This window comes from Glycomyces sp. NPDC047010 (genome assembly GCF_040644205.1).
Lineage (GTDB): Bacteria > Actinomycetota > Actinomycetes > Mycobacteriales > Micromonosporaceae > Glycomyces.
Genome location: NZ_JBEYVY010000001.1, coordinates 592,252 through 613,718, shown reverse-complemented (window position 1 = coordinate 613,718; position 21,467 = coordinate 592,252). Strand labels below are relative to the sequence as shown.

Genomic DNA, 21,467 nt, shown 5'->3' with positions numbered 1-21,467 from the left:
TGAATTCTACGGTTCACATGCGATTTCGCCCGGTGCGCGGCGTGACCCCGACCCCATTCTCCGGACGATCCGGGTGTCCTCCGAGGGCTACCATCGGTGCATGCCCGCACTGAGCATCGTCATCCCCGTCTACGAGGCCGAGGCGTACCTCGCCGGCTGCCTCCGGACGATCACCGGCGGGGGCGACCGGCTCGAAGTGGTCGTCGTCGACGACTGCTCGCCCGACGGCTCCCGCGCCGTCGCCGAGTCCTTCGCCGCCGAGGACCCCCGCATCCGCGTCGTCTCGACCCCGCAGAACGCGGGCTCGGGCCCGGCCCGGAACTTCGGCCTGACGCAGGCGAAGGGCGAATACGTGTGGTTCGTCGACGGCGACGACGAGCTCAAGCCCGGCGCCGTCGAACGCGTGCTCGCCGCCATCGACGCGCCCGAGCGGCCCGACGTGGTCCTCGTGCAGCACGAGAAGGTCCGCGACACCGGCGTGGTCGAGATCGGCGAACTCGCCGACCTGGCCGCGCAGAGCCCCGCCGACCCGGCGTCCTTCACGCTCGCCGAGTGGCCGCAGATCGTCGACTACACGCACACCCCGTGGACGAAGGTCTCCCGCCGCGAGTTCCTCACCGGCATCGACCTGGGCTTCCCCGCGGGCTGGTACACCGACATCCCGTGGACGTACGGCCTGCTGCGCCGCGCCGAGCGGATCAGCGTCGTCACCGAGTGCTGCTACCAGTGGCGCCAGAGGGCCGGGTCCTCGATCACGCGGACCCGCGACGACCGCCACTTCGACGTGTTCACGCAGTGGCAGCGGGTCTGGGACGACTTCGAGGGCGTCGAGGACCAGGGCGTGCGCGTGGCCCTGTTCAACCACATGGTGTGGCACCTGCTGCTCGTCATCGGGAACACCGAGCGCGTCGACCCGAAGAAGCGCCGCGAGTTCTTCCGCCGCACCTCCGGGCTCTACCGCCGCTACCACCCGGGGACGGACGCGTGGCACCCCGCCGAGGGCGTCACCGGCCTCAAGCAGCGGCTCCTCGCCGCCCGCGCCTACCTCGGGTACGAGGCCCTGCGCCAGGTGTACCGCCTCGCGCAGCGCCTTAAGAACACCGATGCGGGCGAACGGGACTCAGCGGCCGAGGCCGCGCCTGACGGCCCGGCGCAGCGGTCCGAGACCACGCTCCCGACCGCCACCCGCGTCACCGGCACCTGAGTCCGGCGCGAACGCCGCCACCAGCGGGCCTTCGCTCACGCTCTCCGCACCCCACACGTCCGCGACGGACGCTTCCAGGTGCGCCGCACGGGCCGCCGCAGCGGCGCGTTCGAGGCGCACGACCCCTTGGGGGAGTTCCACTTCCAGCAGTCCGAGCCGGTGCTCGTTGGCGTAGTCCACGAGGGTCCTGACGGCCTCTGGGCCGGGCTCGGCCCCGGCGGGGACGTCGATCCGGTACGGCACGCCCCGGTCCGGTTCGGCCTCGGCCGCGAACCTGACGCGGGCCTCGCCCTCGAACGCCTCCTGGAGGTTCCGCGCCGAGAAGTGCGGGTCGTCAAGGGGCGCATGGCGGCCCGTGTGCTGCTCGGGCCAGTCGCCGGTCACGGTGACGCGCACGTCCCGCACCGAACCGGTGAGGAGGCCGTCCACGCAGGACTCGACGCCGTCGCCGGAGGCGACCACGACGTCCGCGAGCGGGGTGTCCCAGCTCCGGTTCGCCCTGGGCCGCTTCAGGTCCAGTTCCGGGACCCGGTTCGCGATCCGGGGCCTCCGGTACGCCTTCGCCAGGTCGCCGCGCGAGGCGATCTGGCGCGGGCCGAGGTGCCACGCCGACGAGTCCTCATCGGGCACGAACAGGGCGCCGGCCTGGTGCAGCCGGTACCCGAAGACCGTGTCCGAGCCGAGCAGCACGTCCGCGTCCATCCCGCCGGATGCATCGAACATGCTGCGGTGCACCGAGAACGACGCGCCCACGAGGACCCGGAACGCCCGGTGGTCCGCTTCGCGCAGGCCCGCCGTGGCGTCGATGATCTGCTCGATCCACTGCGGCTCGGCCCGGTCGTACAGCGACGCGGCCTTCCCGGCGCGCACCGCCTCGAACACGTCCACCGGGTCCAGGTCGCCGGCCCGGTAGTCCACGAACCGCTTGTGGCCCAGCACCGCCAGGTAGTCGGCGGCGTGGTGCCACCGCAGCTGCGACTCCACGTGGTCGTCGTAGACCAGCATGTCCGAGTCCAGGCGCAGGACCACCTCGCCGTCCGACTGCGCGACACCGGAGTTCGTGGCGTGCGCCGAGGCCCAGCCGCCCGGGAGCGGCGCGACGATCCGCGTGGACTCGGGCCGCAGGTCCGGCAGGCGCAGCGGCGGCTCCGTGCCGTCGTCCACCACGACCACTTCCACCAGCGACGACGGGTACGACTGCGCCGCAAGCGAAGCGAGCGTGACGTCCAGTTTGTCCTGGTGACCGTGGGCGGGGATCACCACGCTCACGGTGAGTCTGGGCCGCCAGTCCGCGCCCGGTCTGTCGAGGGGACCGTAGTCGTTGCGGCGCAGGACGGTCACTGCTGGCTCCTAGCGTTTGAGCAGGGCCCGCAGCCGAGCGCGCTGGCGGGCGTCGAAGTATTTGCGGGCGAAGCGGCGCGCGATGTCCGCCGGGGGCGGGTTGAACACGGTGCCTTCGGGTTCGGGGGCGACGAGGCCCTCGAAGGTGGTGGCGCCCCAGATCCCGGCGACGACCTGGTCGAGGCCGGTGCCGCCGGTGATGTGGCGGGCGCGCGCGAACGCGGCGGTGCGCTCCAGGCGGGCGGGGGGCCCGTCGGGGAGTTCGGCGAGCACGAGCCCGGCGTCGACGCGTTCGATGAGGTGCAGCATACGTCCGAGGCCTTTGGCGCGCATCGGCACGGGCCTGGGAAGGAGGAGCCGGTAGGGGACGGCCGGGTCGGCCTCGGGGGCCTGGGAGGCGATCCGCACGCGGGCCTCGGCGTCGTACAGCTCCTCGACGAGGCGCAGCTGCGCGCCGTCCCCGGCGAGGATCGACGCGCGGTCCTGCGGGGCCGGGCCCTGGCCGGTGACGAGCGTGATCCGCACGTCCCCGCCGGGGCCGCCGAGGACGGGCGCGACGGCCGCGTCCACTTCGGCCGCGGTCGCATCGCCGATCTCGATGACCATGTCCACCAAGGGGACCCGCCACGCGCGGGGCGCGGCGGTGCGGCGCCAGCCGTGGAGCGGGACGCGCTGCGCGATGTAGGGGACGCGCTGCTGGCGGCCCTCGTCCTGGCGCTCCAGCATCTGCGGCATGCCCAGGTGCCAGGCGGAGGACAGGGTCTCGGGGACGAACACGGCCCCGGCCTGCGCGAGCCGGTACGCGAACTCGGTGTCCGAGCCCAGGCGCAGGTCGGTGTCGAGGCCGCCGACGGTCTTGAAGAAGTCGCGGTGCAGGGAGCCGGTGGCGCCGATGAACACGCGGTAGTTCGTGGGGTGGTGCGCGGTCAGGTCGTCGGTGTCGGCGATGACCTTCTCGATCCAGTGCGAGGTCGAGTGCTCGACCGCGAACAGGGCCTCCCCTTCGCCGACGAGGACCTTCTCGTGGACCTGCTCGGGGGTGAGGCGGCCGGGCTCCCACGCGGTGAACCGCTTGTGGCCCAGCACGGCCAGGTAGTCGGCGGTGTGGTGCCAGCGCATCTGCTGCTCGACGTGGTCGCGGTAGGCGACCATGTCGGAGTCGAGGCGCAGCACGACCTGCCCGTCGGCGTGGGCGACGCCGGTGTTGACGCCGTGCGCCGAGCCCCACGAGTCGGGGGTGGTGGTGACGAGGCGGGTGTGCTCGGGGCGCAGCTCGGGGAGGCGCAGGGGCGGCGCCGAGTTGTCGTCCACGACGACGACCTCGGTCAGCTCGGCCGGGTAGGTCTGGGCGGCGAGGGCGGCCAGGGTGAGGTCCAGCTTCTCCTGGGCCCCGTAAGCTGGGATGACGACGCTCACCGCGAGACTCGGCTTCCAGGTTTCGCCTTGCGGCGGGTGGAGGGCCCTATAGTCGTTGCGGACGATGCGCGGGCGTTTCGGTGAGTCGCTCATTTCGCGCCCACGATATCCCGGCAGCGGCGGAGGACATTGACCGGCTTCCCAGTTCAACATCTGTTTACGCAGGTGAGGGAGACCGTTCGTTTTCAATTCAACTTGGCGGCCATTCGGCACGCGAGGATCTCAGTCGAAAGCGACGCAGAGATGAACGGACGAGATGACTCCAGTTAGCGAGGACGCCCGCTACCCCGCCCGCCTGATCGACGACCAGCTGCAGCAGTCGAAGGCCCGCAGGCGCGGCTCCCTCGTGTCCACGGCGCTGCGGACGCGCTCCCCGGGCGGCCGGTACCTGCTCGCCGCGGCCGCGACCAGGTCGCTGACCCTGCACGGGTTGATCGAGGCGGCCCGGGAGGGGCGCCGTGTCGAGGCGGACCCGTCGGCCGTGGCGGACCTCGCGCGCGTCGTGGGACTCCAGTTCGGCACCGGTGAGGACCGCGCGGACGCACTCGCCTTGTTCGACCTGGCGCTGGAACTGGGCGGCCCGAAGCGGATCGCCGCCCGGAACGCCGCGGTCCACGCGCAGCTCGCGTACGCCACCGGCGACGCCGAGCGCGTCCGGCGGCTCATGCGCCGCTACAAGCACCTGCCGGACCTGGAGCGCGACGCGCTCCTCGCGGACCTGGACCACCCGGGCGCGGGCGGCGACGAGCGGGCGTGGATCAAGCGCCTCGGGGCGCTGTGCGGGCACCCGGAACTCCGCTTGGACCCTGACGCGTCGCTGCCGTGGTTCGACCGGCTGCGCGCGGAGGCGAAGCCCGCGAGCGTCGACGGCCCGAAGGTCTCGGTCGTCATGACCGCGTACCGGCCGGACCGGGCGCTGCTCACCGCCGTCAGGTCGCTCCTCGAAGGCACCTGGGGGAACCTCGAAGTGCTCGTCGTGGACGACGCCTCGGGGGACGAGTACGGCGCCGTCCTGGACGCCGCGGCCGCGCTGGACGACCGGGTCCGGGTGATCCGCAAGGACGTCAACGGCGGCACGTTCGCCGCCCGGAACACCGCCTTTGACGCCGCGACAGGCGAGTTCATCACCGGCCTCGACTCCGACGACTGGGCCGCGCCCGGCCGCATCGCCCGCTCGCTCGCCCCGCTCCTCGCCGACCCGGCGCTGCAACTGACCTACGGCGAGGCGTTCCTGTTCAACGAGGACCTCACCGCGACCCGCCCCGGGCGGGTCCTCACCACCGCGTCCACCGCGTCGATGACGTTCCGCCGCAGCGCACTCGACTGCCTCGGCTACTACGACGAGATCCGCAAGGGCGCCGACACCGAACTCCTGCACCGCTTCGCGGCCGCGTACGGCAAGGACTCGGTCGAACGCCTCCGCGTCACCGACACGCTCATGCGCCAAGCGCCCGGGTCGCTCTCGCGCGAGGAGTTCGGGCCCGGCTGGAAGCACCCCTCCCGCCGCGCCTACCAGTCCGCGTACCCCTTGTGGCACAACAAGATCATCGCGGGCGAGGCCGACCCGTACCTGCCTCGCAGCCCCGAGCCGCGCCCGTTCTGGGCCCCGTACCACGCGGCCGTCGCCCGCGCCGACCAGCGGACGCGCCGCTTCGACGTCGTCTACTGCCTCGACTGGCGGCCCTTCGGCGGCCCCCAGAAGTCCACCATCGAGGAGATCAAAGCGCTGCGGGCCGAGGGCATGTCGATCGCGATCATGCACCTGGAGTCGTGGCGGCACATGACCACCGAGGACCGGCCCATGTGCGAGCAGATCCAGCGCATGGTCAACGACGGCACCGTCGACCAGGTGCTCCCCACTGACGACGTGACGTGCGAGCTCCTCGTCCTGCGCTACCCGCCGATCCTCCAGTTCCGGTCCGGCGAGCGGTCGAACGTGCGCCCCGACCGGATGATCGTCCTCGCCAACCAGGCCCCGGCCGAACGCGACGGCACCGACGTCCGGTACGACCCGGACGGCTGCCACGCCAACGCGACCGACATGTTCGGCACCGAGCCGCTGTGGGTCCCCCAAGGGCCGCAAGTGCGCGAAGCCCTCTCGGAATTGACTGCGGGCCGCCTCGCCGGGTTCGACATGCCCGGCATCCTCGACACCGCCGACATCGCGCCCGCCCGCACCGGGTTCCGGTCCGTGCTCCCCGTCGTCGGGCGCCACTCCCGCGACGACCGCACCAAATGGCCCGCCGCCGAGGAGCTGCCGCTCGTCTACCCCGGCGACGGCCGCTGGGACGTGCGCATCATGGGCGGCGTCAAGGCCATCCCGCAGATCACCGGCGAGCCCGTCCCGCCCGAGTGGACCTGCTACGGCTTCAACGAGACCGACGTCGACTCGTTCCTGTACCAGCTGGACTTCTGGATCTACTTCCCCCACCCGATGCAGTACGAGGCGTTCGGCCGCGCCGTCCTCGAAGCGCTCGCCGCCGGGTGCGTCACCGTCCTCCCGCCCCGGTTCGAGCCCGTCTTCGGCGACGCGGCCCTGTACTGCGAGCCCTCCGAAGTGGTCCCATTGGTGGACGGCCTGTACGCCGACCCCGAGCGGTACCTGGCCCGCAGCGCCCTCGCCCAGCAGCGGGTGCGCGAGCGGTTCAGTCACGACTCCTACCGAAAGCTCGTGTCGGACCTGCTGGCCGACAGCCCCGTCCGAACCGCGTCAGCCTGACCGAGAGTGCCTCAATGAAGAAACTGCTCAAGGCCGTCCACCGCCGCCTCGGCCGCCCCTCGCCCGCCAGGGCCGGGGCCGTGCTCGCCGTCCTGGCCGCCGCCGGGCTCATGCTGGTCGCGCTCCTCGGACCGCAGCGGCTCGTGTGGGCCGCGTCATTCGCGATGAGCCTCATCACGCTCGCCGCACTGGCATTGGTGTGGCGCGAGGCGAGGCAGGCCCGGCTCGAAGCCCGCGCGTCCGCCGAGCGCGCCGAGGTCACCTACCGCCGCATCCTCGCCGCGTTCGAGGTCGAGCGCCTGGCCGCCGAGCGCCGCCGCGCCGGCACCGACCGCGCCGCCTGAGCCCCGGACCTGCGATATTCCTCTCGGATCGGCCGTGGACCGGCCCCGATGACCGGGCGGTAGTATTGGCGCGCCATCGAAAGGCTGCACAGCCACCATCTGTTCCGGAGGGCCGCCCCCATGGAGGAGCCGATCATTCAGGCTCGTGACCTCGGCATCTGCTTTGCGAAGGGCAAGCAGAAGAAAGGCCGGGTCAAGGACCTGTTCGTGCGGCGCGCCGCCAACAAGCAGGGTGCCCAAGCACAGGACTTCTGGCCGCTGCGTCACGTCAACTTCGACATCTTCCCCGGCGACGCCGTGGGCATCATCGGCCGCAACGGCACCGGCAAGTCCACGCTGCTGCGCCTCATCACCGGGGTCCTCATCCCCGACGAGGGGTACGTCCGCCGCGAAGGCCGCGTCGCGCCGCTCATCGCCCTGTCCGCCGGGTTCTCCGGCGACCTCACGGGCCGCGAGAACGTCAACCTGGTGGCCGCCCTCCACGGCATGACCACCAAGGAGATCAAGGCGAAGTTCGACGAGATCGTCGACTTCTCCGAGCTTGAGGACTTCATCGACACGCCCGTCAAGTACTACTCCTCGGGCATGAAGGTCCGCCTCGGCTTCGGCGTCATCACGCAGCTCCCGCACCCGATCCTCCTGGTCGACGAGGCCCTCGCCGTCGGCGACGCCGCGTTCAAGCGCAAGTGCCAGCAGGTCATCAAGGGCCTGCTCGACCAGGGCCGGACCCTCGTGTTCGTGTCCCACTCCGAAGGCGACCTGAAGAAGTACTGCGAGCGCGGCATCTTCCTCGACGCCGGGACCCTGGAGACCGACGGCACCGTCGCCGAAGCCCTCGCCGCATACAAGGAGGCCGAGGCCCGCGACGCCAAGGCCAAAGAGGAGCGCAAGGCCCGCCGCGCCGCCGCCGCGGCGAAGGCCGCCGAGCAGGCCGCACCCGTTCCCGCCCTCGTACCTGGAGCGGCCGAGGCGGGCGCGTGAGCCGAGCCGTCATCCTGCCGGCCCCGGGCGGCTTCGCCGAGATCGATGACGACCGCACGGTCCTCGACCGGCTCATCGCCCAGATCCGCGAGGCCGGCTGCGACGACGTCACCGTCCTCACCAGGCCCGGCACGGACCGGCCCGTCAAGGCGACCCAGCTCCCGTCCGCGGACGCGGACGCCGACCTGGCCCACCTCGGGGAGATCGCGTTCTCCGGGGACGGGCCCCTGTTCGTCGCGTGCGCCGACCTCGTCGCCTCGCAGACCACCGTGGCCGCCGTCCTCTCCGACTCCTCGCGCCGCTCCGGCGTGCTCGTCGGTGGCGACGACCCCGCCGCCGCGCCCGTGCAGGTCGAACGCGGCCTCGTCACCGGCCCCGGGCCCGGCCCGACCCGCCTCGGCGGCCTCGCGAAGGTCTCCGCGGCGCACCTCGCCCGCCTGGAGCGGCACTGGCCGCGCCAGACCCAGGGGGACGCCTTCGACGGCGTCCTCGCGGCCCTCCACGCCCGCGCCGTCCCCGTCAACGCGTACCGGACGCCGGGCCTGGAGCACCGCCAGGCCGGGACCGGCGACGAGGCCCGCGAGGTCATCGCCGCGTTCGAGGCCGTCGACATGGACGCGTGGCGGCTCAAGAACGCCGTCAAGCACGACGACGACTTCTTCGCGACCTACGCCGTCTCCACCTGGTCCCCGAAGCTCGTGAAGCTCTCCGCGCGACTCGGCTGGACCCCCACCCCGATCACGTGGGTGTCGATCACGCTCGCGGTCGCCGCAGCCGGGATCTTCGCGACCGGCTGGTCCTGGTGGTACGTCGCCGCCGCGGCCCTCATGTACTTCAGCTTCGTCTTCGACTGCGTCGACGGCCAGCTGGCCCGGTACACCCAGAACTTCTCGTCCTTCGGCGGCTGGCTCGACATGATGGCCGACCGCTCGAAGGAGTTCCTCATCTACGCGGGGCTCGCCGCGGGCGCCGTCGCGGGCGGTGCGTCCGCGCCCGCTGCGTGGGGCCTCGCCATCGCCGCCATGGCCACCCAGACCGTCAGGCACACCGCCGACACCTGGTACGCCGTGCTCCTCGACACCGCCGTGGTCCGCCAGGCCCGCAAGCGCGAGTCGGCGCCGCCCTCGGGCCGCGCCGCGCACCTCGGCGAACGCCTCGGCTCCGCGTCCGAGCAGGTCATGGGCTCCCACCGCTCGTTCCTGTACTGGGCCAAGCGCACAGTCGTCGCCCCCGTCGGCGAGCGCTGGCTGCTCCTCGCCGTCGCCGCCGTCGCGTTCGGGCCGCAGGTCGCGCTGGCCGCGCTCCTGTGCTGGCAGCTCCTCGCGCTCGCGTACACGACCGCGGGCCGCACGCTCCGGTCGCTCGCGGCCCGGACCGCGGCCCTGCGCCGCCCCGACCGGTCCGCGCACCGCGACGACGGGCCGATCGCCCGCCTCGCCCCGCGCGCCCGCTTCGGCGGCGACATGACGCCGTTCGCCGCGACCGCCGCAGCGGTCCTCGCCGCGGGCGGGGCCGTGCTCGCCGCGTCCCTCGGGACGCCGCCGTGGATCACGTTCGGCCTGGCCGCGCTCGCGCTGGTCCTGGCCGGGTCGGTGGCCCGCACCGACCACGAGGGCATCCTCGACTGGTACATCCCGGCCGGGCTGCGCGCCGTCGAGCTCGGCGCGATCCTCGCCGCCGGGATCGCCGCAGAGGTCGCCTGGCCGGTCCTGTACCTGCTGCTCACCGTGATCGCGCTGTACTTCTACGACCTGGCCGCGGGCCTCGACAAGGCCGCCTCGCCGGTGGCCCGCCGGGACCTGGGCCTGGGCTGGCCGGTGCGCAGCCTCATCGCGCTCGCCGCGGCGGCGGTCGCCGTCGCGACCGCGCCCGCGGTGGCCACTGTGGTCTACGGGGTGCTCGCGGTGTACGTGGCGTCGGTGTTCGTCGGCGCGGTCGTGGCAGGGACGGTCCGCGCCTCGCGCGCGGCGGCCGCCTGAAGCGAACCCTTCCGGGGTCCGCGTCCTCTTGACGTCCAAGCGAACTCGTTCGGCGTACATGCCCGGACGGGCGGGCGCCGCTCGCTTTGCGCGACTAAGGTGTACGTGTGCGCAAGTGTGGGCTCCGGCGTCTGGTGCTCGTCGCGTCCGTGATCGGGGCGGTGGGCCTGCTCTCCCTGCCCTGGTACGGCGCCGGAACCGGGACCGACGGCGCGTCCATATCCCATGTGGACTGGGTGAACGCCGACGAGACCAACCCGTGGCCGCCCGGCACCGACCTCACCGAGAGCCCCAGCTACGACGGCGACGGCACGGCCGACGGCGACGATGACGGCACCGACGGTGACGGCGAACCGGGGGACGACGGCCCCACGGGGGAGGCGGGCGAGCCCGGCTCGGGCCCCGTGGACGGCGGCTCCGGCGGCACGAAGCGCAGCGGCCTCCTCGGCCTCTCGTTCCCCGTGCAGGCCGGCATGAGCGTCGGCCTCCTCGCGCTCGCGTTCCTGGCGCTCCTGCCGGGCCGCAGGATGCCCGCGAACCTCCGCTGAGCCCTCAGGGCTCACAGCGCGGAGTACGTGTAGCCGCGGCGCTCGAACTCGGCGAGGATCGACCCCAGCGCCCCGCACATGTCCTTCTGGTTCGACGCCCCGTCGTGCAGCAGGATGATCGCGCCGGGCTTCGTGGCGTCGAGCACCCGGTCCTTGATCTGCGACTCGGTCGTCGCGTTGTCCCAGTCCGAGGGGTCCACGGCCCAGTGCAGCGACTCCATGCCCATGTCGGCGGCCACCGCGATGGCCCGGTCGGTCCACTGCCCGCCCGGGTGGCGGAAGTACTCGACCGTCGCGCCGGGGGCGGCCTTGGTGATGGCGTCGTTGGTGCGCTGGAGGTTCGCGCGGATCTCCGCCTCGCTCCAGGTCCCGAGGTCGAACTCGTGGTACCAGGAGTGGTTGCACAGCGTGTGGCCCTCGCGGACGATGTCGGCGACCAGCTCCGGGTACGCCTCCGCGTAGGCGCCGATGACGCAGAACGTGGCCTTGATGCCGCGCTCGCGGAGCATGTCGAGGACCTGCGGCGTCCACTCCGGGGACGGGCCGTCGTCGAAGGTCAGCGCGACCGAGTCGTCCCCGGTGTGGTTGCGGGTGCCCAGGGGGCCGTCGTACGTGTTCGCGGCCTGCTCGACGGCGGGCGCGGACGACGGCGGGTCGGGGGCCTCGGAGGACGGCGACGGCGACCCGCTGGTCTCGGCGGGCTCCTCAGTGCCCGTGGTCCCGGGGTCCTGCGCGCCGTCGCTCCCGGTGTCCGCGGACTCCCCGGCGTCCTCGGCGGAGGACGAGGGGGCCTCGCTCCCGGTAGGCTCGGTCGCGGTCAGGGTCCCCGCGGGCGGCGCGTCGCCCTCGGGCCACATCCAGGCGAGCAGGAGCAGCGCGAGCAGCGCGGCCGCAATGCCGAACTTGTGGCGTCCCATGCCGTGATTGTAGGTGTCCCGGGCCATCTGTCCGGTGATTCGAGGAGTGGCGATGCGACTGGTCGTGGGAATGACGGGTGCGACGGGTGCGGTGTTCGGGGTGCGCCTGCTCGAAGCGCTCCGCGCGACCGGGACGGTCGAGACGCACCTGGTGATGAGCCGCTGGGCGCGCACGACGCTCCGGCTGGAGACCCCGTACTCGCCCGCCGAGGTGTCGGCGCTCGCGGACTTCACGTGGGGCGCCTCGGAGCAGGCCGCGCCGATCTCCTCGGGGTCGTTCCGCACCGACGGGATGATCATCGCGCCGTGCTCGATGAAGACCGTCGCGGCGGTGCGCACCGGGTACACGGAGGGCCTGATCGGGCGGGCCGCGGACGTGACGCTGAAGGAGCGGCGGCGCCTGGTGCTTCTGGCGCGCGAGTCGCCGCTCTCGGAGATCCATTTGGAGAACCTGCTCGCGCTGTCGCGGATGGGCGCGGTCGTGCTCCCGCCGGTGCCCGCGTTCTACAACCGGCCCGAGACCATCGAGGACATCGTGGACCACGTGGTGGCCCGCACCCTGGACCAGTTCGGGCTCGACCACGCCAAGGCGCGGCGCTGGGACGGCTTGGGGGACAATGGCTCCAATGCCCCCTTGGACGAGGAGTAGCCGGTGGACACCCTGATGTGGGAGGCCAAGGCCGCCGAGGGCCGCGGCGCGGCACTGCTGCGCTGGGTCCTCGACGAAGGCGTCCGCGCGATCGCCGACTCGGCGGTGCGCACCGAGGTGTTCGTCTCGGGCGACCGCGTCGTCGTGATCGCGGTGGCCGACGAGCCGCCGCGGCGGCTCCCGGACCCGCCGGAGGAGCTCATCGCGAGGCCCCCGCACGCGTGGCCGTTCACGCGGGTGAACGCCGCGACTTAGCGGCCGATGCCCTGGTAGGTCCAGCCGTGCTTGCGCCACTGCTCAGGGTCGTAGGCGTTCATGCCGTCGAGGAGGCGGCGCTCGGCGACCTGGCGGCCGAGGGCCTCGGGGTCGAGGATGCGGAACTCCTCCCACGGGACCATCGCGCACACCACGTCGGCGCCCGCCACGGCCTCGGCGAGGGTCTTCACGAACGACAGCTCCGGCGCGTACGCCTTCGCGTTCTCCAGGCCCTCCGGGTCGTAGACCACGACGTCGGCGCGCGCCGCGCGCAGGCGGCGGGCGATGTCGAGGGCGGGGGAGTCGCGGATGTCGTCGGTGTCGGGCTTGAACGTCGCGCCCAGGTAGGCCACGCGCACGCCCGACAGGTCCGGCCCGTTCGGGCCCGGGGTGCGCCCCACCAGGTTCGCGACGGAGCGCACGGTGTGGGTGCGGCGGCGGGTGTTCACGGCGTCGACCTCGTCGAGGAAGCGGAACGACTCGCCCACGCCCAGCTCGCCGGCGCGCGCCGAGAGCGCCCGGATGTCCTTCGGCAGGCAGCCGCCGCCGAAGCCGATGCCCGCGCGCAGGAACTTGTTGCCGATGCGCTGGTCGTAGCCGATGGCCCGCGCCAGGTCGACCACGTCGGCCCCGGCGGCCTCGCTCAGGTCGGCCATCGCGTTGATGAAGGAGATCTTGGTGGACAGGAATGCGTTCGCCGCGACCTTGACGAGCTCCGCGGTCGCCAGGTCGGTCTCCACGACGGGCACCTCGCGGTCCTCGACGGCGGCGAGCTCCAGGATGCCGCGGTGGACGTCCTTGAGCAGCTGCGAGGCCCACTCGGACTGGGCGGCGTAGACGATCCGGTTGGGGCGCAGCACGTCGTGCATCGCGTTCGACTCCTGGAGGAACTCCGGGCTCCACCCGACCTCGACGCCCAGGCCCTCGGGGGCGTGGCGGTCGACCAGCTCCTGGACCCAGGAGGCGGTGCCCACGGGCACGGTGGACTTGCCGACGATGAGGACCTTGCGCGTCAGGTGCTGCGCGAGGTCGACCACGGCCGCCTCGATGTAGGAGAGGTCCGCGCCGTGCTCGCCCTTGCGCTGGGGGGTGCCCACGCAGATGAAGTGGACGTCGGCGAAGTCGGCGACCGCGGCGACGTCGGTGGTGAACCGCAGGCGGCCCGATTCGAGGTTCTTCTTCAGCAGCTCGGGCAGGCCCGGCTCGTGGAAGGGGACGGTGCCGGACGCGAACGACTCGATCTTCGCGGTGTCGACGTCGTACCCGATCACCTCGTAGCCCAGCTCCGCGAAGCAGATCGCGTAGGTCGCCCCGAGGTAGCCGCAGCCCAGGAACGAGATGCGGGGCCGGGTCGTGGGGTTCTGCGAGGGGGTCTGGTTCGCGTTGGCCATCAGATGCGTGCCCTGTCTGTAGATCGGTGCAGTGCTGGTCGTGCGGGTCCGGGGTGCTGCGGCGCCCGTACACATGATCCCGCATCGCGCGGCGACCTCGAATTGTACGTGAACGTCCCTATGGCCTGCGCCATCGTATATTCAGCTCCACGCTTGAACTTCAGATGACGTTGCGGGGAAGCCGCGGATAATTCACGGTGTCGGCCGTCACCGGACGGCCACCGCATGGGCTACACTCGCCCTGTATTACCGACGAGTAACAATCATTCAGCGCACTGCTCGAGCCTCACTGCCGGGAGCCATCGATGTCCACCGGGTTCACCCCGTACCAGCTGCCAGAAGAGTACGACGACATCCGCGCCGCGACCCGCTCGGTCTGCGACGCCGGGGTCGCCCCGCACGCCGCCGAGGCCGACGAGACCGCGACGTTCCCCGAGCAGTCCTACGAGGCGCTCAAGTCCGCCGACCTCCACGCCCCGCACATCCCCGCCGAGTACGGCGGCGCCGGCATCGACGCGCTCGGCACCGCCATCGTCATCGAAGAGGTCGCCCGCGCGTGCGCGTCCTCCTCGCTCATCCCCGCGGTCAACAAGCTCGGGTCCCTCCCGGTCCTCCTCGACGGCTCCGAGGCGCTCAAGCGCCGCTACCTGCCGCCCGTCGCCGCCGGGGACGCGATGTTCTCCTACTGCCTCTCCGAACCCGAGGCGGGCTCCGACGCCGCCTCGATGACGACCCGGGCCGTGCGCGAAGGCGACGAGTGGGTCCTCAACGGCGTCAAGCGGTGGATCACCAACGCGGGCGTCAGCGAGTACTACACGGTCTTCGCCGTCACCGAGCCCGGCAAGGGCCCCAAGGGGATCTCGGCGTTCGTCGTGGAGAAGAACGATGCGGGCGTCTCCTTCGGCAAGCCCGAGAAGAAGCTCGGCATCAAGGGCTCACCGACCGCCGAGGTCTACTTCGACGGCGTGCGCCTGCCCGCCGACCGGCTCATCGGCGAAGAGGGCCAGGGCTTCTCGCTCGCCATGCGCACCCTCGACCACACCCGCGTCACCATCGCCGCGCAGGCCCTCGGCATCGCCCAGGGCGCGCTCGACGCCGCGACCGCCTACGCCGCCGAGCGCGAGCAGTTCGGCAAGCCGATCGCCGCGTTCCAAGGCGTCCAGTTCCTCCTCGCCGACGCCGCCATGAAGATCAGCGCCGCCCGCGAGCTCACCTACGCCGCCGCCGCCCGCTCCGAGCGCGGCGACGGCGACCTCACCTACTTCGGTGCGGCCGCCAAGTGCTTCGCCTCCGACGCCGCCATGCAGATCACCACCGACATGGTCCAGGTCCTCGGCGGCTACGGCTACACCCGCGACTTCCCCGTGGAGCGCATGATGCGCGACGCCAAGATCACCCAGATCTACGAGGGCACCAACCAGGTCCAGCGCATCGTCATCGCGCGGGAGCTCTCCCGCGGCAACGCGTTCTAGAAGGCATTGAGGGAGGCGGGCCCCGCGGGGCCCGCCTTTTCCGTGTTCCGCCGGGCGCCTACTCGTAGGCGAGGTAGCGGCCCGGCGTGTCCGGCTTCTCGATGGTGAAGCGGTGCCGGAGGTCGGTGCGGCCGATCAGGTCGACCTGCTGCGTGAACAGCTCGCTGGTGGTGAAGAGGTGGCCGCGGAGGCTCCAGTCCCGGGCCAGCCAGGTTCGCAGGCGGGCGAGGAGGCCGGTATCGGTGGGGGTGCCGAGGCGGGACCTGCGGACCCAGAAGGAGACGGTCGCTTCGTAGGCGTCCCACCGGTGGTCGCCGACCGGGGTGATGCGGGCCCCGGCGTAGGCGCGGGCGGTGGTCGACCTGAGGTAGACGCAGCCGAGGCACTCGGTCTCGGCCGGGTCCATCACCGTGTACGTGAAACCGGCGCCGTCCTCGTGCCACCGTTCGAGCTTCTCCAGGTCCTCGCGGTTGGCCTCGACGGTGAAGTCCTCCGCGGGCCACCCCGTCTGCTCCCACCCCAGCAGGTAGTCCCTGCTCTCCATGACCGCGGCGTAGTCGAGCTCGGCGTCGGCGGCCCTGATCGGCCGGAGGAGGAAGTCGTCCGTCGCGAATCCGGCGGGGGCGCCGGAGTCCATCGTCGTGAAAGGCATGGTCGCCCACCTTCTGATCGGCTCCGGCCCACGCTACGGGCGCCCGCCCCGGCTGTCAGCCGGGTTTCACGTCGCGGGGGCGTCGGCCCCGGCTTCGACGCGTTCGGTGCGCTGTTCGGGGACCGCGGGGGCGGGGCGGTCGCGGGGGCCGGTGAGGGCGAGGGCCCAGAGGGCGGCGAGGGCCAGGTAGGCGCCCGCGACGGCGGGCCACGGGAGCGCGACGTCGGCGACGAGCGAGCGGAGGTGGAGGGCGACGGCGAGCATCCCGACTGTGGCCGTCAGCTTCGCGGCCGGGACGCGGCCGGTGAGCCACGCGGCGAACGGGGCCGCGAGGGCGCCGCCGATCGCGAGGCCCTCCGCGAGGGGCATGCCGACCGCGAGGGCTTGCGGGGCGAAGATCCAGAAGCCGAGGAGCGCGCCCGCGGCGGCGGCCGCCTGGCCGACAGCGGCCGAGCCGACGGCGCGGCGCGGTTCGAGTCGTGAGACCGCCATGAGCACGGGCACCGTGACCGGGCCCCAGCCGCCCGCGACGGCCCCGGCGAAGCCGCCGACGAGGCCGGTGGGGAGCGTGAAGCCGGTGCGGGCCGCCCCGAGAGAGAGGCGTCCGCGGTAGCCGCGCCAGGCGAGGACCGCGCCGACCGCGATCAATGCGGCGCTGGCGACCGGGGTGGCGCCGTCGAGTCCGGCGAGCGACGCGAGGGCCCAGGCCCCGGCGAAGCCGCCGACAGCGCCCGCGGCGGCGAGGCGGGTCGCGGTGGGCCAGTGGACGTTCCCGAAGCGCGTGTGCGAGGCCGCGGCCATGACCCCGGTGACCAGCGACGCGGTCGCGAGCGCGGCGGCGGCCACGACGGGCGCGAGGCCGATCCCGGTCAGGAGCGAGGCCGCGACGGTGCCGAAGCCCATGCCGAGGGCGCCGTCCACGAGCTGGGCGACCAGGCCCGCGGCGGCGGCGGAGACGACGGCGATCGAGACGGACACGTGCGGCTCCCTCCGGTTCGGACGGCACCAGGATAGAACGGCACCGCGAGCGGCCCCCGCACGACGTCGGGCGGAGCGGCGGCCCCGCGCCCGCACGCCCGCGGCGGGCCCGTTCAGAGGCGCCCGCCACCCGGTGAGGGGCCGGATGCGGTGGGCGAGACCAGGGTCATAGCGTGGGGGAACGGTCCTGGTTACGCTCGCGTAGCCCCTACCGGCAACCAGCCTGCGGCAGCACACAGGCTTTCGAGCAATGCAGAGGAGCATTCGATGGGTAAGAAGGTCACGGTCGTCGGCGCCGGTTTCTACGGCTCCACCACCGCCCAGCGCCTGGCCGAGTACGACGTCTTCGACGAGGTCGTCCTCACCGACATCGTCGAGGGCAAGCCCGAGGGCATCGCCCTGGACATGAACCAGTCCCGCACCATCGAGGGCTTCGAGACCAAGGTCGTCGGGGCCACGACCGACAACGACGGCAACGGCTACGAGAAGACCGCCGGGTCCGACGTCATCGTCATCACCGCGGGCCTGCCCCGCAAGCCCGGCATGAGCCGCATGGACCTCCTCGAAGTGAACGCCCGCATCGTCCGCGGCGTCACCGAGAACCTGGTCAAGCACTCCCCGAACGCCGTCATCATCGTCGTCTCGAACCCGCTCGACGAGATGACCGCCCTCGCCCAGCTCGCCTCCGGCTTCCCCAAGAACCGGGTCCTGGGCCAGGCGGGCATGCTCGACACCGCCCGCTTCACGAACTTCGTGGCCGAGGAGCTCCAGGTCCCCGTCAAGTCCGTGACGACCCTGACGCTCGGCTCCCACGGCGACACCATGGTGCCCGTCCCCTCGCAGTCCTCGGTCGACGGCAAGCCGCTCGCCGAGCTCCTCCCGGCCGACAAGGTCGAGGAGCTGGTGACCAAGACCCGCAACGGCGGCGCCGAGATCGTGGCCCTGCTCAAGACCGGCTCCGCGTACTACGCCCCGTCCGCCGCCGCCGCCCGCATGGCGAAGGCCGTCGCCGAGGACTCCGGCGCGGTGCTCCCGGTGTGCGCGTGGGTCGACGGCGAGTACGGGATCTCCGGCGTCTACCTGGGCGTCAACGCCAAGATCGGCGCCGAGGGCGTCCAGCAGGTCGTCGAGACCCCGCTCACCGACACCGAGCTGGCGAACCTCAAGGAGGCCGCCGAGGCCGTCCGCGCCAAGCAGGCCGACGTCGCCGAACTGTAAGCACGCCGCATGAGGGGCGCCCGCGGACCGCGGGCGCCCCTCACGCGTTCGGATACCGGGCCGGGCCCCGATCCGGCGTCGCTAGGCTTACGCCCGTGACGGGCATCAGGCAGCGCATCGGTCGAATCGCCCCAGGGGGCTGGGAGCCGTTCGTCGTGCGGCGACCGGTCTCGTGGTGGCCGGAGGTCCTCCTGACCGCCGCGTTCGCCCTGTGCACCGTGCTCGCGACGTTCCACAGCCCCCTGATCGACCTCGACATCTGGATCCGCGACTTCTCCGACGCGCACCGGCCCCCGTGGTTCGACTGGTTCCTGGTGCAGACCAACAAGCTCGGCCAGGGCGGGTTCCTCTCCGGGCTGGCGCTCGGCATCGCCGCGCTCATCGGCTACTTCAAGCAGACGATCCGGCCCGTGGTCGCATTCTTCGGCGCGTACATGCTGACCGCCCTGGTCCTGGTCCTCAAGCTCGCGTTCCCGCGGATCTACCCGCACTGGCCGCGCCCCGAACCCGGGCCGTACGCCGACGCCGCGCAGTCCCTCCTCTACTACCCCGACCGGTCCGAGCTCGGCGACCTCGGGGACACCGCGGTCGGCGCCTACCCCTCGGGCCACGTCGTGAACACCCTCATCTGGTACGGGCTGCTCATCATGCTCACCGGCGCGGTCCTCAAGACCTGGCAGCGGCGGCTCCTGCTCACCGCCCCCGTCGCCATCGTGTTCTTCTCCACCACGTACCTCGGGTTCCACTGGCTCACCGACTCCCTCGCCGGGCTCTTCATGGGACTGGTCCTCATCAGGCTCATGCAGCGCGTCCACTGGGCCACCGTCCCGCTGCCGCTCTGGCTCGAACCCGAGCGGCGATATCGCCGCCCCTGAGCGGAAACCCGTGCGCGGTATCGTCTCGGCATGCCCACTCCGCCGCGAGCGCGGCCGCCCCTCCAGCGCCGCCTCGGCCTCCCCTCAGCCGTCGCGATCGGCCTCGCCTCGATGCTCGGCGCCGGGGTCTTCACCGTCTGGGCGCCCGCCGCACGCGCCGCCGGATCAGGGCCCGGACTCCTTGCGGCCCTAGGGATCGCCGCGGTCATCGCGTACTGCAACGCCCGGTCCTCGGCCCGCCTCGCCGCACTGCACCCGCAGTCCGGAGGGGCCTACGTGTACGGGACGGTGCGCCTGCACCCCGCCGCCGGGTTCGCCGCGGGCTGGGGCTTCCTGGTCGGCAAGACCGCCTCCGGCGCCGCGATGGCCCTCACGCTCGGCACGTACCTGCTCCCGGACCACCCGCGGGCGCTCGCGGCCGCCGCGGTCGTCGCGTTCTGCGCCGTGAACCTGCTGGGCGTCAAGCGGACCGCGCTCGCCTCCGCCGTGTTCGCGGCGATCACCGTCGCGGTCCTCGCCGCGGTCGTCACCGCCGGGCTCACCGGCCCGGTCGCGGCCCGGCCCCTGGGGGACACGCACCCGTGGGGCGTGCTCACGGCCGCCGGGTTCGTGTTCTTCGCGTTCGCCGGGTACGCGCGCATCGCGACCCTGGGGGAAGAGGTGTCGCGACCCGAGAAGACCATCCCGCGGGCCGTCGCGATCGCCTTGGGCGCCACGGTGATCGTGTACGCCGCCGTCGCCGTGACCGCACTGAGCGTCCTCGGCGCCGGGACGCTCGCCGAGTCGACTGCGCCGCTCGCGGACCTCGCGGGCGCCGCCGCGCCCGCGGTGAAGCCCCTGGTGGCGGTCGGCGCGGGGATCGCGACCGCGGGCGTGCTGCTGAGCCTGCTGGCGGGGATCGGGCGCACGGCGCTGGCGATGGCCCGCGACGGGCGCCTGCCGGGGCCGCTGTCGGCGGTCTCGGAGCGGTTCGGGGTCCCGTGGGCGGCCGAGATCGCCGCGAGCGTCGTCGTCCTCGTCATGGTGTCCACGATGGACCTGGCGGGGGCGATCGGGTTCTCGGGGTTCTGCGTGCTGATCTACTACGCGGTGGCGAACGCCGCCGCGGCCACGCTGGACACCCGGGCCCCTTTGCCGTGGCTGGGGCTGGCCGGGTGCCTGCTCGTGGCCGCGAGCCTCCCGCTCGCGTCCGTGCTCGGCGGCCTCGCGGTGTTCGCCGTCGGGGCCCTCTGGTTCTGGGTCACCGAGCGGCGCAACGCTTCACGGAGCGACGTCTAGCGGGCGGCGCGCCTCGCGTCCCGGGCCGCCCGCAGCCGCCGCACGACCGCCGGCTGCTCGGCGGCGGCCTCCGGGTGGTCGATGAGGCGGGCGAGCTGCTGGTAGTACCGCTCGGGGGTGAGGTCCAGCTCGTCGGCGATGGCCTGCGTCTTCGCGCCCGAGGCGCGCCACCAGCGCGCCTCGAACTCCAGGATGCGCGACTCCGGGCCGGAGAGCTTCGACTCCGCGTCGCGCGCGGTGCGCGGCGCGGCCGGCTGGCGGGGGGCGGGCTGGGCCTGCGGGGCCTCCCGGACCGGGGTGTCGCGCTGGGCCCGCTGGGGCGCGGGCGCCGCGTCGTCCTCCCGGCGGGCGCGGGTGCTGCTGGTGGTGGGGCGTTGACCGGGAGGCATGGGGCGCTCCTTGCTGGCTCGGCTCACTCGATCCAGTCGATGAGGTCGGCGACCGAGTCCTTGACGTGGTTGGGCCGGAACGGGTAGCGCTCGACCTCTTCCATACTGTCAGTGACCCCCGACAGAACGAGCACCGTTTCGAGGCCCGCTTCCAGGCCCGACAGCACGTCGGTGTCCATGCGGTCGCCGATCATCACCGTCGACTCCGAGTGGGCCCCGATGCGCCGCAACGCGTTCCGCATCATCAAGGGGTTCGGCTTGCCCACGAAGTACGGCTCCGAGCCGGTCGCCGCTGTGATCATCGCCGCCATCGCGCCGCACGCGGGGAGGATGCCCTCCAGCGACGGGCCGGTCGTGTCCGGGTTCGTGCAGATGAACCGCGACCCGGCCTTGATGAGCCGCACCGCGGTCGTCAGCGCCCCGAAGTCGTAGCGGCGGGTCTCGCCGAGGACCACGTAGTCCGGGCGGAAGTCGGTGAGCACGTACCCGATCTCGTGCAGCGCGGTCGTCAGCCCCGACTCGCCGATGACGTACGCCGAGCCCTTCGGGCGCTGCGAGTGCAGGAAGTCCGCCGTCGCCATCGCCGAGGTGTAGATGTTCCCCGCCGGCACGTCCAGACCCGACTTCTTCAGGCGCGCATGGAGGTCGTTCGGCGTGTAGATCGAGTTGTTGGTGAGGACGAGGAACCCCCTCCCCGCCGACTGGAGCTTCTCGATGAGCGTGTTGGCGCCGGGGACGGGCACCCCCTCGTGGACGAGCACGCCGTCCATGTCCGAGAGCCAGTTGTCGAAGGGTCCAGGTGTAGTCATGGACAACATCTTGCCATCGCATCGGCCGAACGGCGAGGTGCGGACGTAAAGT

Annotated in this window: 20 protein-coding genes; 12 read left to right on the top strand and 8 right to left on the bottom strand. The window is 72.6% G+C overall.

All coding sequences use genetic code 11. The features are described from left to right. Nucleotides 1-100: 100 nt before the first annotated feature. Nucleotides 101-1,204 carry a glycosyltransferase family 2 protein gene (locus AB0A65_RS02860; RefSeq protein ID WP_359945198.1) on the top strand — a complete coding sequence of 368 codons (1,104 nt, stop codon included), beginning with the start codon at nucleotides 101-103 and terminating at the stop codon, nucleotides 1,202-1,204. Here the strand turns inward: AB0A65_RS02860 and AB0A65_RS02855 are convergent. Together AB0A65_RS02855 and AB0A65_RS02850 are read right to left on the bottom strand one after the other, a co-directional pair. Continuing rightward, nucleotides 1,121-2,545: a glycosyltransferase family A protein gene (locus AB0A65_RS02855; protein WP_359945195.1), complete on the bottom strand. Its 1,425-nt coding sequence runs from the start codon at nucleotides 2,543-2,545 to the stop codon at nucleotides 1,121-1,123. The two genes, AB0A65_RS02860 and AB0A65_RS02855, sit on opposite strands and share 84 nt — an antisense overlap. Nucleotides 2,546-2,554: 9 nt before the next feature. Continuing rightward, a complete protein-coding gene (locus tag AB0A65_RS02850) occupies nucleotides 2,555-4,054 on the bottom strand; it encodes a glycosyltransferase (protein ID WP_359945192.1) in 1,500 nt (499 codons plus the stop codon). 163 nt (nucleotides 4,055-4,217) lie between these two features. On the opposite strand from AB0A65_RS02850, the gene AB0A65_RS02845 reads away from it, so the two are divergent. From AB0A65_RS02845 to AB0A65_RS02825, 5 genes are all read left to right on the top strand, one after another. Next, entirely contained in the window at nucleotides 4,218-6,680 is a 2,463-nt protein-coding gene (locus AB0A65_RS02845; protein ID WP_359945189.1) for a glycosyltransferase, read from the top strand. A gap of 14 nt (nucleotides 6,681-6,694) precedes the next feature. Beyond that, the gene (locus AB0A65_RS02840; RefSeq protein ID WP_359945186.1) at nucleotides 6,695-7,024 is read left to right on the top strand and encodes a hypothetical protein; all 330 of its coding nucleotides are present in this window, start codon (nucleotides 6,695-6,697) and stop codon (nucleotides 7,022-7,024) included. A 120-nt stretch (nucleotides 7,025-7,144) separates the two neighbouring features. Continuing rightward, on the top strand, nucleotides 7,145-8,005 hold the full coding sequence (locus AB0A65_RS02835) for an ABC transporter ATP-binding protein (protein WP_359945183.1): 861 nt from the start codon (nucleotides 7,145-7,147) through the stop codon (nucleotides 8,003-8,005). Continuing rightward, nucleotides 8,002-9,984 carry a CDP-alcohol phosphatidyltransferase family protein gene (locus tag AB0A65_RS02830; RefSeq protein WP_359945180.1) on the top strand — a complete coding sequence of 661 codons (1,983 nt, stop codon included), beginning with the start codon at nucleotides 8,002-8,004 and terminating at the stop codon, nucleotides 9,982-9,984. The genes AB0A65_RS02835 and AB0A65_RS02830 overlap by 4 nt, the downstream gene beginning before the upstream one ends. A 107-nt stretch (nucleotides 9,985-10,091) precedes the next feature. After that, nucleotides 10,092-10,532, top strand: a complete 441-nt coding sequence (locus AB0A65_RS02825; RefSeq protein WP_359945177.1) for a hypothetical protein — start codon at nucleotides 10,092-10,094, stop codon at nucleotides 10,530-10,532. A gap of 11 nt (nucleotides 10,533-10,543) precedes the next feature. Here the strand turns inward: AB0A65_RS02825 and AB0A65_RS02820 are convergent, their stop codons facing one another. Then, a complete protein-coding gene (locus tag AB0A65_RS02820; protein WP_359945174.1) occupies nucleotides 10,544-11,449 on the bottom strand; it encodes a polysaccharide deacetylase family protein in 906 nt (301 codons plus the stop codon). 52 nt (nucleotides 11,450-11,501) lie between these two features. Between AB0A65_RS02820 and AB0A65_RS02815 the strand changes: the two genes are divergently transcribed. Together AB0A65_RS02815 and AB0A65_RS02810 are read left to right on the top strand one after the other, a co-directional pair. After that, nucleotides 11,502-12,098, top strand: coding sequence for a UbiX family flavin prenyltransferase (locus AB0A65_RS02815; protein ID WP_359945171.1), 597 nt, complete (start codon nucleotides 11,502-11,504; stop codon nucleotides 12,096-12,098). A 3-nt stretch (nucleotides 12,099-12,101) separates the two neighbouring features. Further along, nucleotides 12,102-12,353, top strand: a complete 252-nt coding sequence (locus AB0A65_RS02810; protein ID WP_359945168.1) for a hypothetical protein — start codon at nucleotides 12,102-12,104, stop codon at nucleotides 12,351-12,353. Here AB0A65_RS02810 and AB0A65_RS02805 read toward each other — a convergent pair. Further along, on the bottom strand, nucleotides 12,350-13,744 hold the full coding sequence (locus AB0A65_RS02805) for a UDP-glucose/GDP-mannose dehydrogenase family protein (RefSeq protein WP_359945165.1): 1,395 nt from the start codon (nucleotides 13,742-13,744) through the stop codon (nucleotides 12,350-12,352). The genes AB0A65_RS02810 and AB0A65_RS02805 overlap by 4 nt on opposite strands. A gap of 305 nt (nucleotides 13,745-14,049) precedes the next feature. Between AB0A65_RS02805 and AB0A65_RS02800 the strand changes: the two genes are divergently transcribed. Then, nucleotides 14,050-15,216, top strand: a complete 1,167-nt coding sequence (locus AB0A65_RS02800) for an acyl-CoA dehydrogenase family protein (protein ID WP_359945162.1) — start codon at nucleotides 14,050-14,052, stop codon at nucleotides 15,214-15,216. A gap of 58 nt (nucleotides 15,217-15,274) precedes the next feature. On the opposite strand, the gene AB0A65_RS02795 is transcribed toward AB0A65_RS02800, so the two are convergent. Both AB0A65_RS02795 and AB0A65_RS02790 read right to left on the bottom strand, forming a co-directional pair. Continuing rightward, complete coding sequence (locus tag AB0A65_RS02795) at nucleotides 15,275-15,868, bottom strand: N-acetyltransferase (RefSeq protein WP_359945159.1); 594 nt, start codon at nucleotides 15,866-15,868, stop codon at nucleotides 15,275-15,277. Between the two features lie 66 nt (nucleotides 15,869-15,934). Then, nucleotides 15,935-16,846: a sulfite exporter TauE/SafE family protein gene (locus AB0A65_RS02790; RefSeq protein WP_359945156.1), complete on the bottom strand. Its 912-nt coding sequence runs from the start codon at nucleotides 16,844-16,846 to the stop codon at nucleotides 15,935-15,937. 267 nt (nucleotides 16,847-17,113) lie between these two features. Between AB0A65_RS02790 and mdh the strand changes: the two genes are divergently transcribed. The 3 genes from mdh (at nucleotide 17,114) to AB0A65_RS02775 (ending at nucleotide 20,217) form a co-directional block, all read left to right on the top strand. Further along, a complete protein-coding gene (gene mdh / locus AB0A65_RS02785) occupies nucleotides 17,114-18,064 on the top strand; it encodes a malate dehydrogenase (RefSeq protein WP_359945153.1) in 951 nt (316 codons plus the stop codon). A 95-nt stretch (nucleotides 18,065-18,159) separates the two neighbouring features. Continuing rightward, entirely contained in the window at nucleotides 18,160-18,939 is a 780-nt protein-coding gene (locus tag AB0A65_RS02780) for a phosphatase PAP2 family protein (protein ID WP_359945150.1), read from the top strand. 30 nt (nucleotides 18,940-18,969) lie between these two features. Then, a complete protein-coding gene (locus tag AB0A65_RS02775; protein ID WP_359945147.1) occupies nucleotides 18,970-20,217 on the top strand; it encodes an APC family permease in 1,248 nt (415 codons plus the stop codon). Here the strand turns inward: AB0A65_RS02775 and AB0A65_RS02770 are convergent. Then, a complete protein-coding gene (locus tag AB0A65_RS02770; protein WP_359945144.1) occupies nucleotides 20,214-20,606 on the bottom strand; it encodes a DUF3263 domain-containing protein in 393 nt (130 codons plus the stop codon). The two genes, AB0A65_RS02775 and AB0A65_RS02770, sit on opposite strands and share 4 nt — an antisense overlap. Nucleotides 20,607-20,629: 23 nt before the next feature. Next, nucleotides 20,630-21,415 carry an HAD-IIA family hydrolase gene (locus AB0A65_RS02765; RefSeq protein WP_359945141.1) on the bottom strand — a complete coding sequence of 262 codons (786 nt, stop codon included), beginning with the start codon at nucleotides 21,413-21,415 and terminating at the stop codon, nucleotides 20,630-20,632. Nucleotides 21,416-21,467: the final 52 nt, after the last annotated feature.

Bases quoted from the DNA above. Each gene is read 5' to 3' on its own strand.
- AB0A65_RS02805 (WP_359945165.1), bottom strand. From the start codon at position 13,744: ATGGCCAACGCGAACCAGACCCCCTCGCAGAACCCCACGACCCGGCCC.
- AB0A65_RS02820 (WP_359945174.1), bottom strand. From the start codon at position 11,449: ATGGGACGCCACAAGTTCGGCATTGCGGCCGCGCTGCTCGCGCTGCTC.
- AB0A65_RS02795 (WP_359945159.1), bottom strand. From the start codon at position 15,868: ATGCCTTTCACGACGATGGACTCCGGCGCCCCCGCCGGATTCGCGACG.
- AB0A65_RS02860 (WP_359945198.1), top strand. From the start codon at position 101: ATGCCCGCACTGAGCATCGTCATCCCCGTCTACGAGGCCGAGGCGTAC.
- AB0A65_RS02850 (WP_359945192.1), bottom strand. From the start codon at position 4,054: ATGAGCGACTCACCGAAACGCCCGCGCATCGTCCGCAACGACTATAGG.
- AB0A65_RS02765 (WP_359945141.1), bottom strand. From the start codon at position 21,415: ATGACTACACCTGGACCCTTCGACAACTGGCTCTCGGACATGGACGGC.
- AB0A65_RS02770 (WP_359945144.1), bottom strand. From the start codon at position 20,606: ATGCCTCCCGGTCAACGCCCCACCACCAGCAGCACCCGCGCCCGCCGG.
- mdh (WP_359945153.1), top strand. From the start codon at position 17,114: ATGGGTAAGAAGGTCACGGTCGTCGGCGCCGGTTTCTACGGCTCCACC.
- AB0A65_RS02835 (WP_359945183.1), top strand. From the start codon at position 7,145: ATGGAGGAGCCGATCATTCAGGCTCGTGACCTCGGCATCTGCTTTGCG.
- AB0A65_RS02845 (WP_359945189.1), top strand. From the start codon at position 4,218: ATGACTCCAGTTAGCGAGGACGCCCGCTACCCCGCCCGCCTGATCGAC.
- AB0A65_RS02775 (WP_359945147.1), top strand. From the start codon at position 18,970: ATGCCCACTCCGCCGCGAGCGCGGCCGCCCCTCCAGCGCCGCCTCGGC.
- AB0A65_RS02815 (WP_359945171.1), top strand. From the start codon at position 11,502: ATGCGACTGGTCGTGGGAATGACGGGTGCGACGGGTGCGGTGTTCGGG.
- AB0A65_RS02840 (WP_359945186.1), top strand. From the start codon at position 6,695: ATGAAGAAACTGCTCAAGGCCGTCCACCGCCGCCTCGGCCGCCCCTCG.
- AB0A65_RS02800 (WP_359945162.1), top strand. From the start codon at position 14,050: ATGTCCACCGGGTTCACCCCGTACCAGCTGCCAGAAGAGTACGACGAC.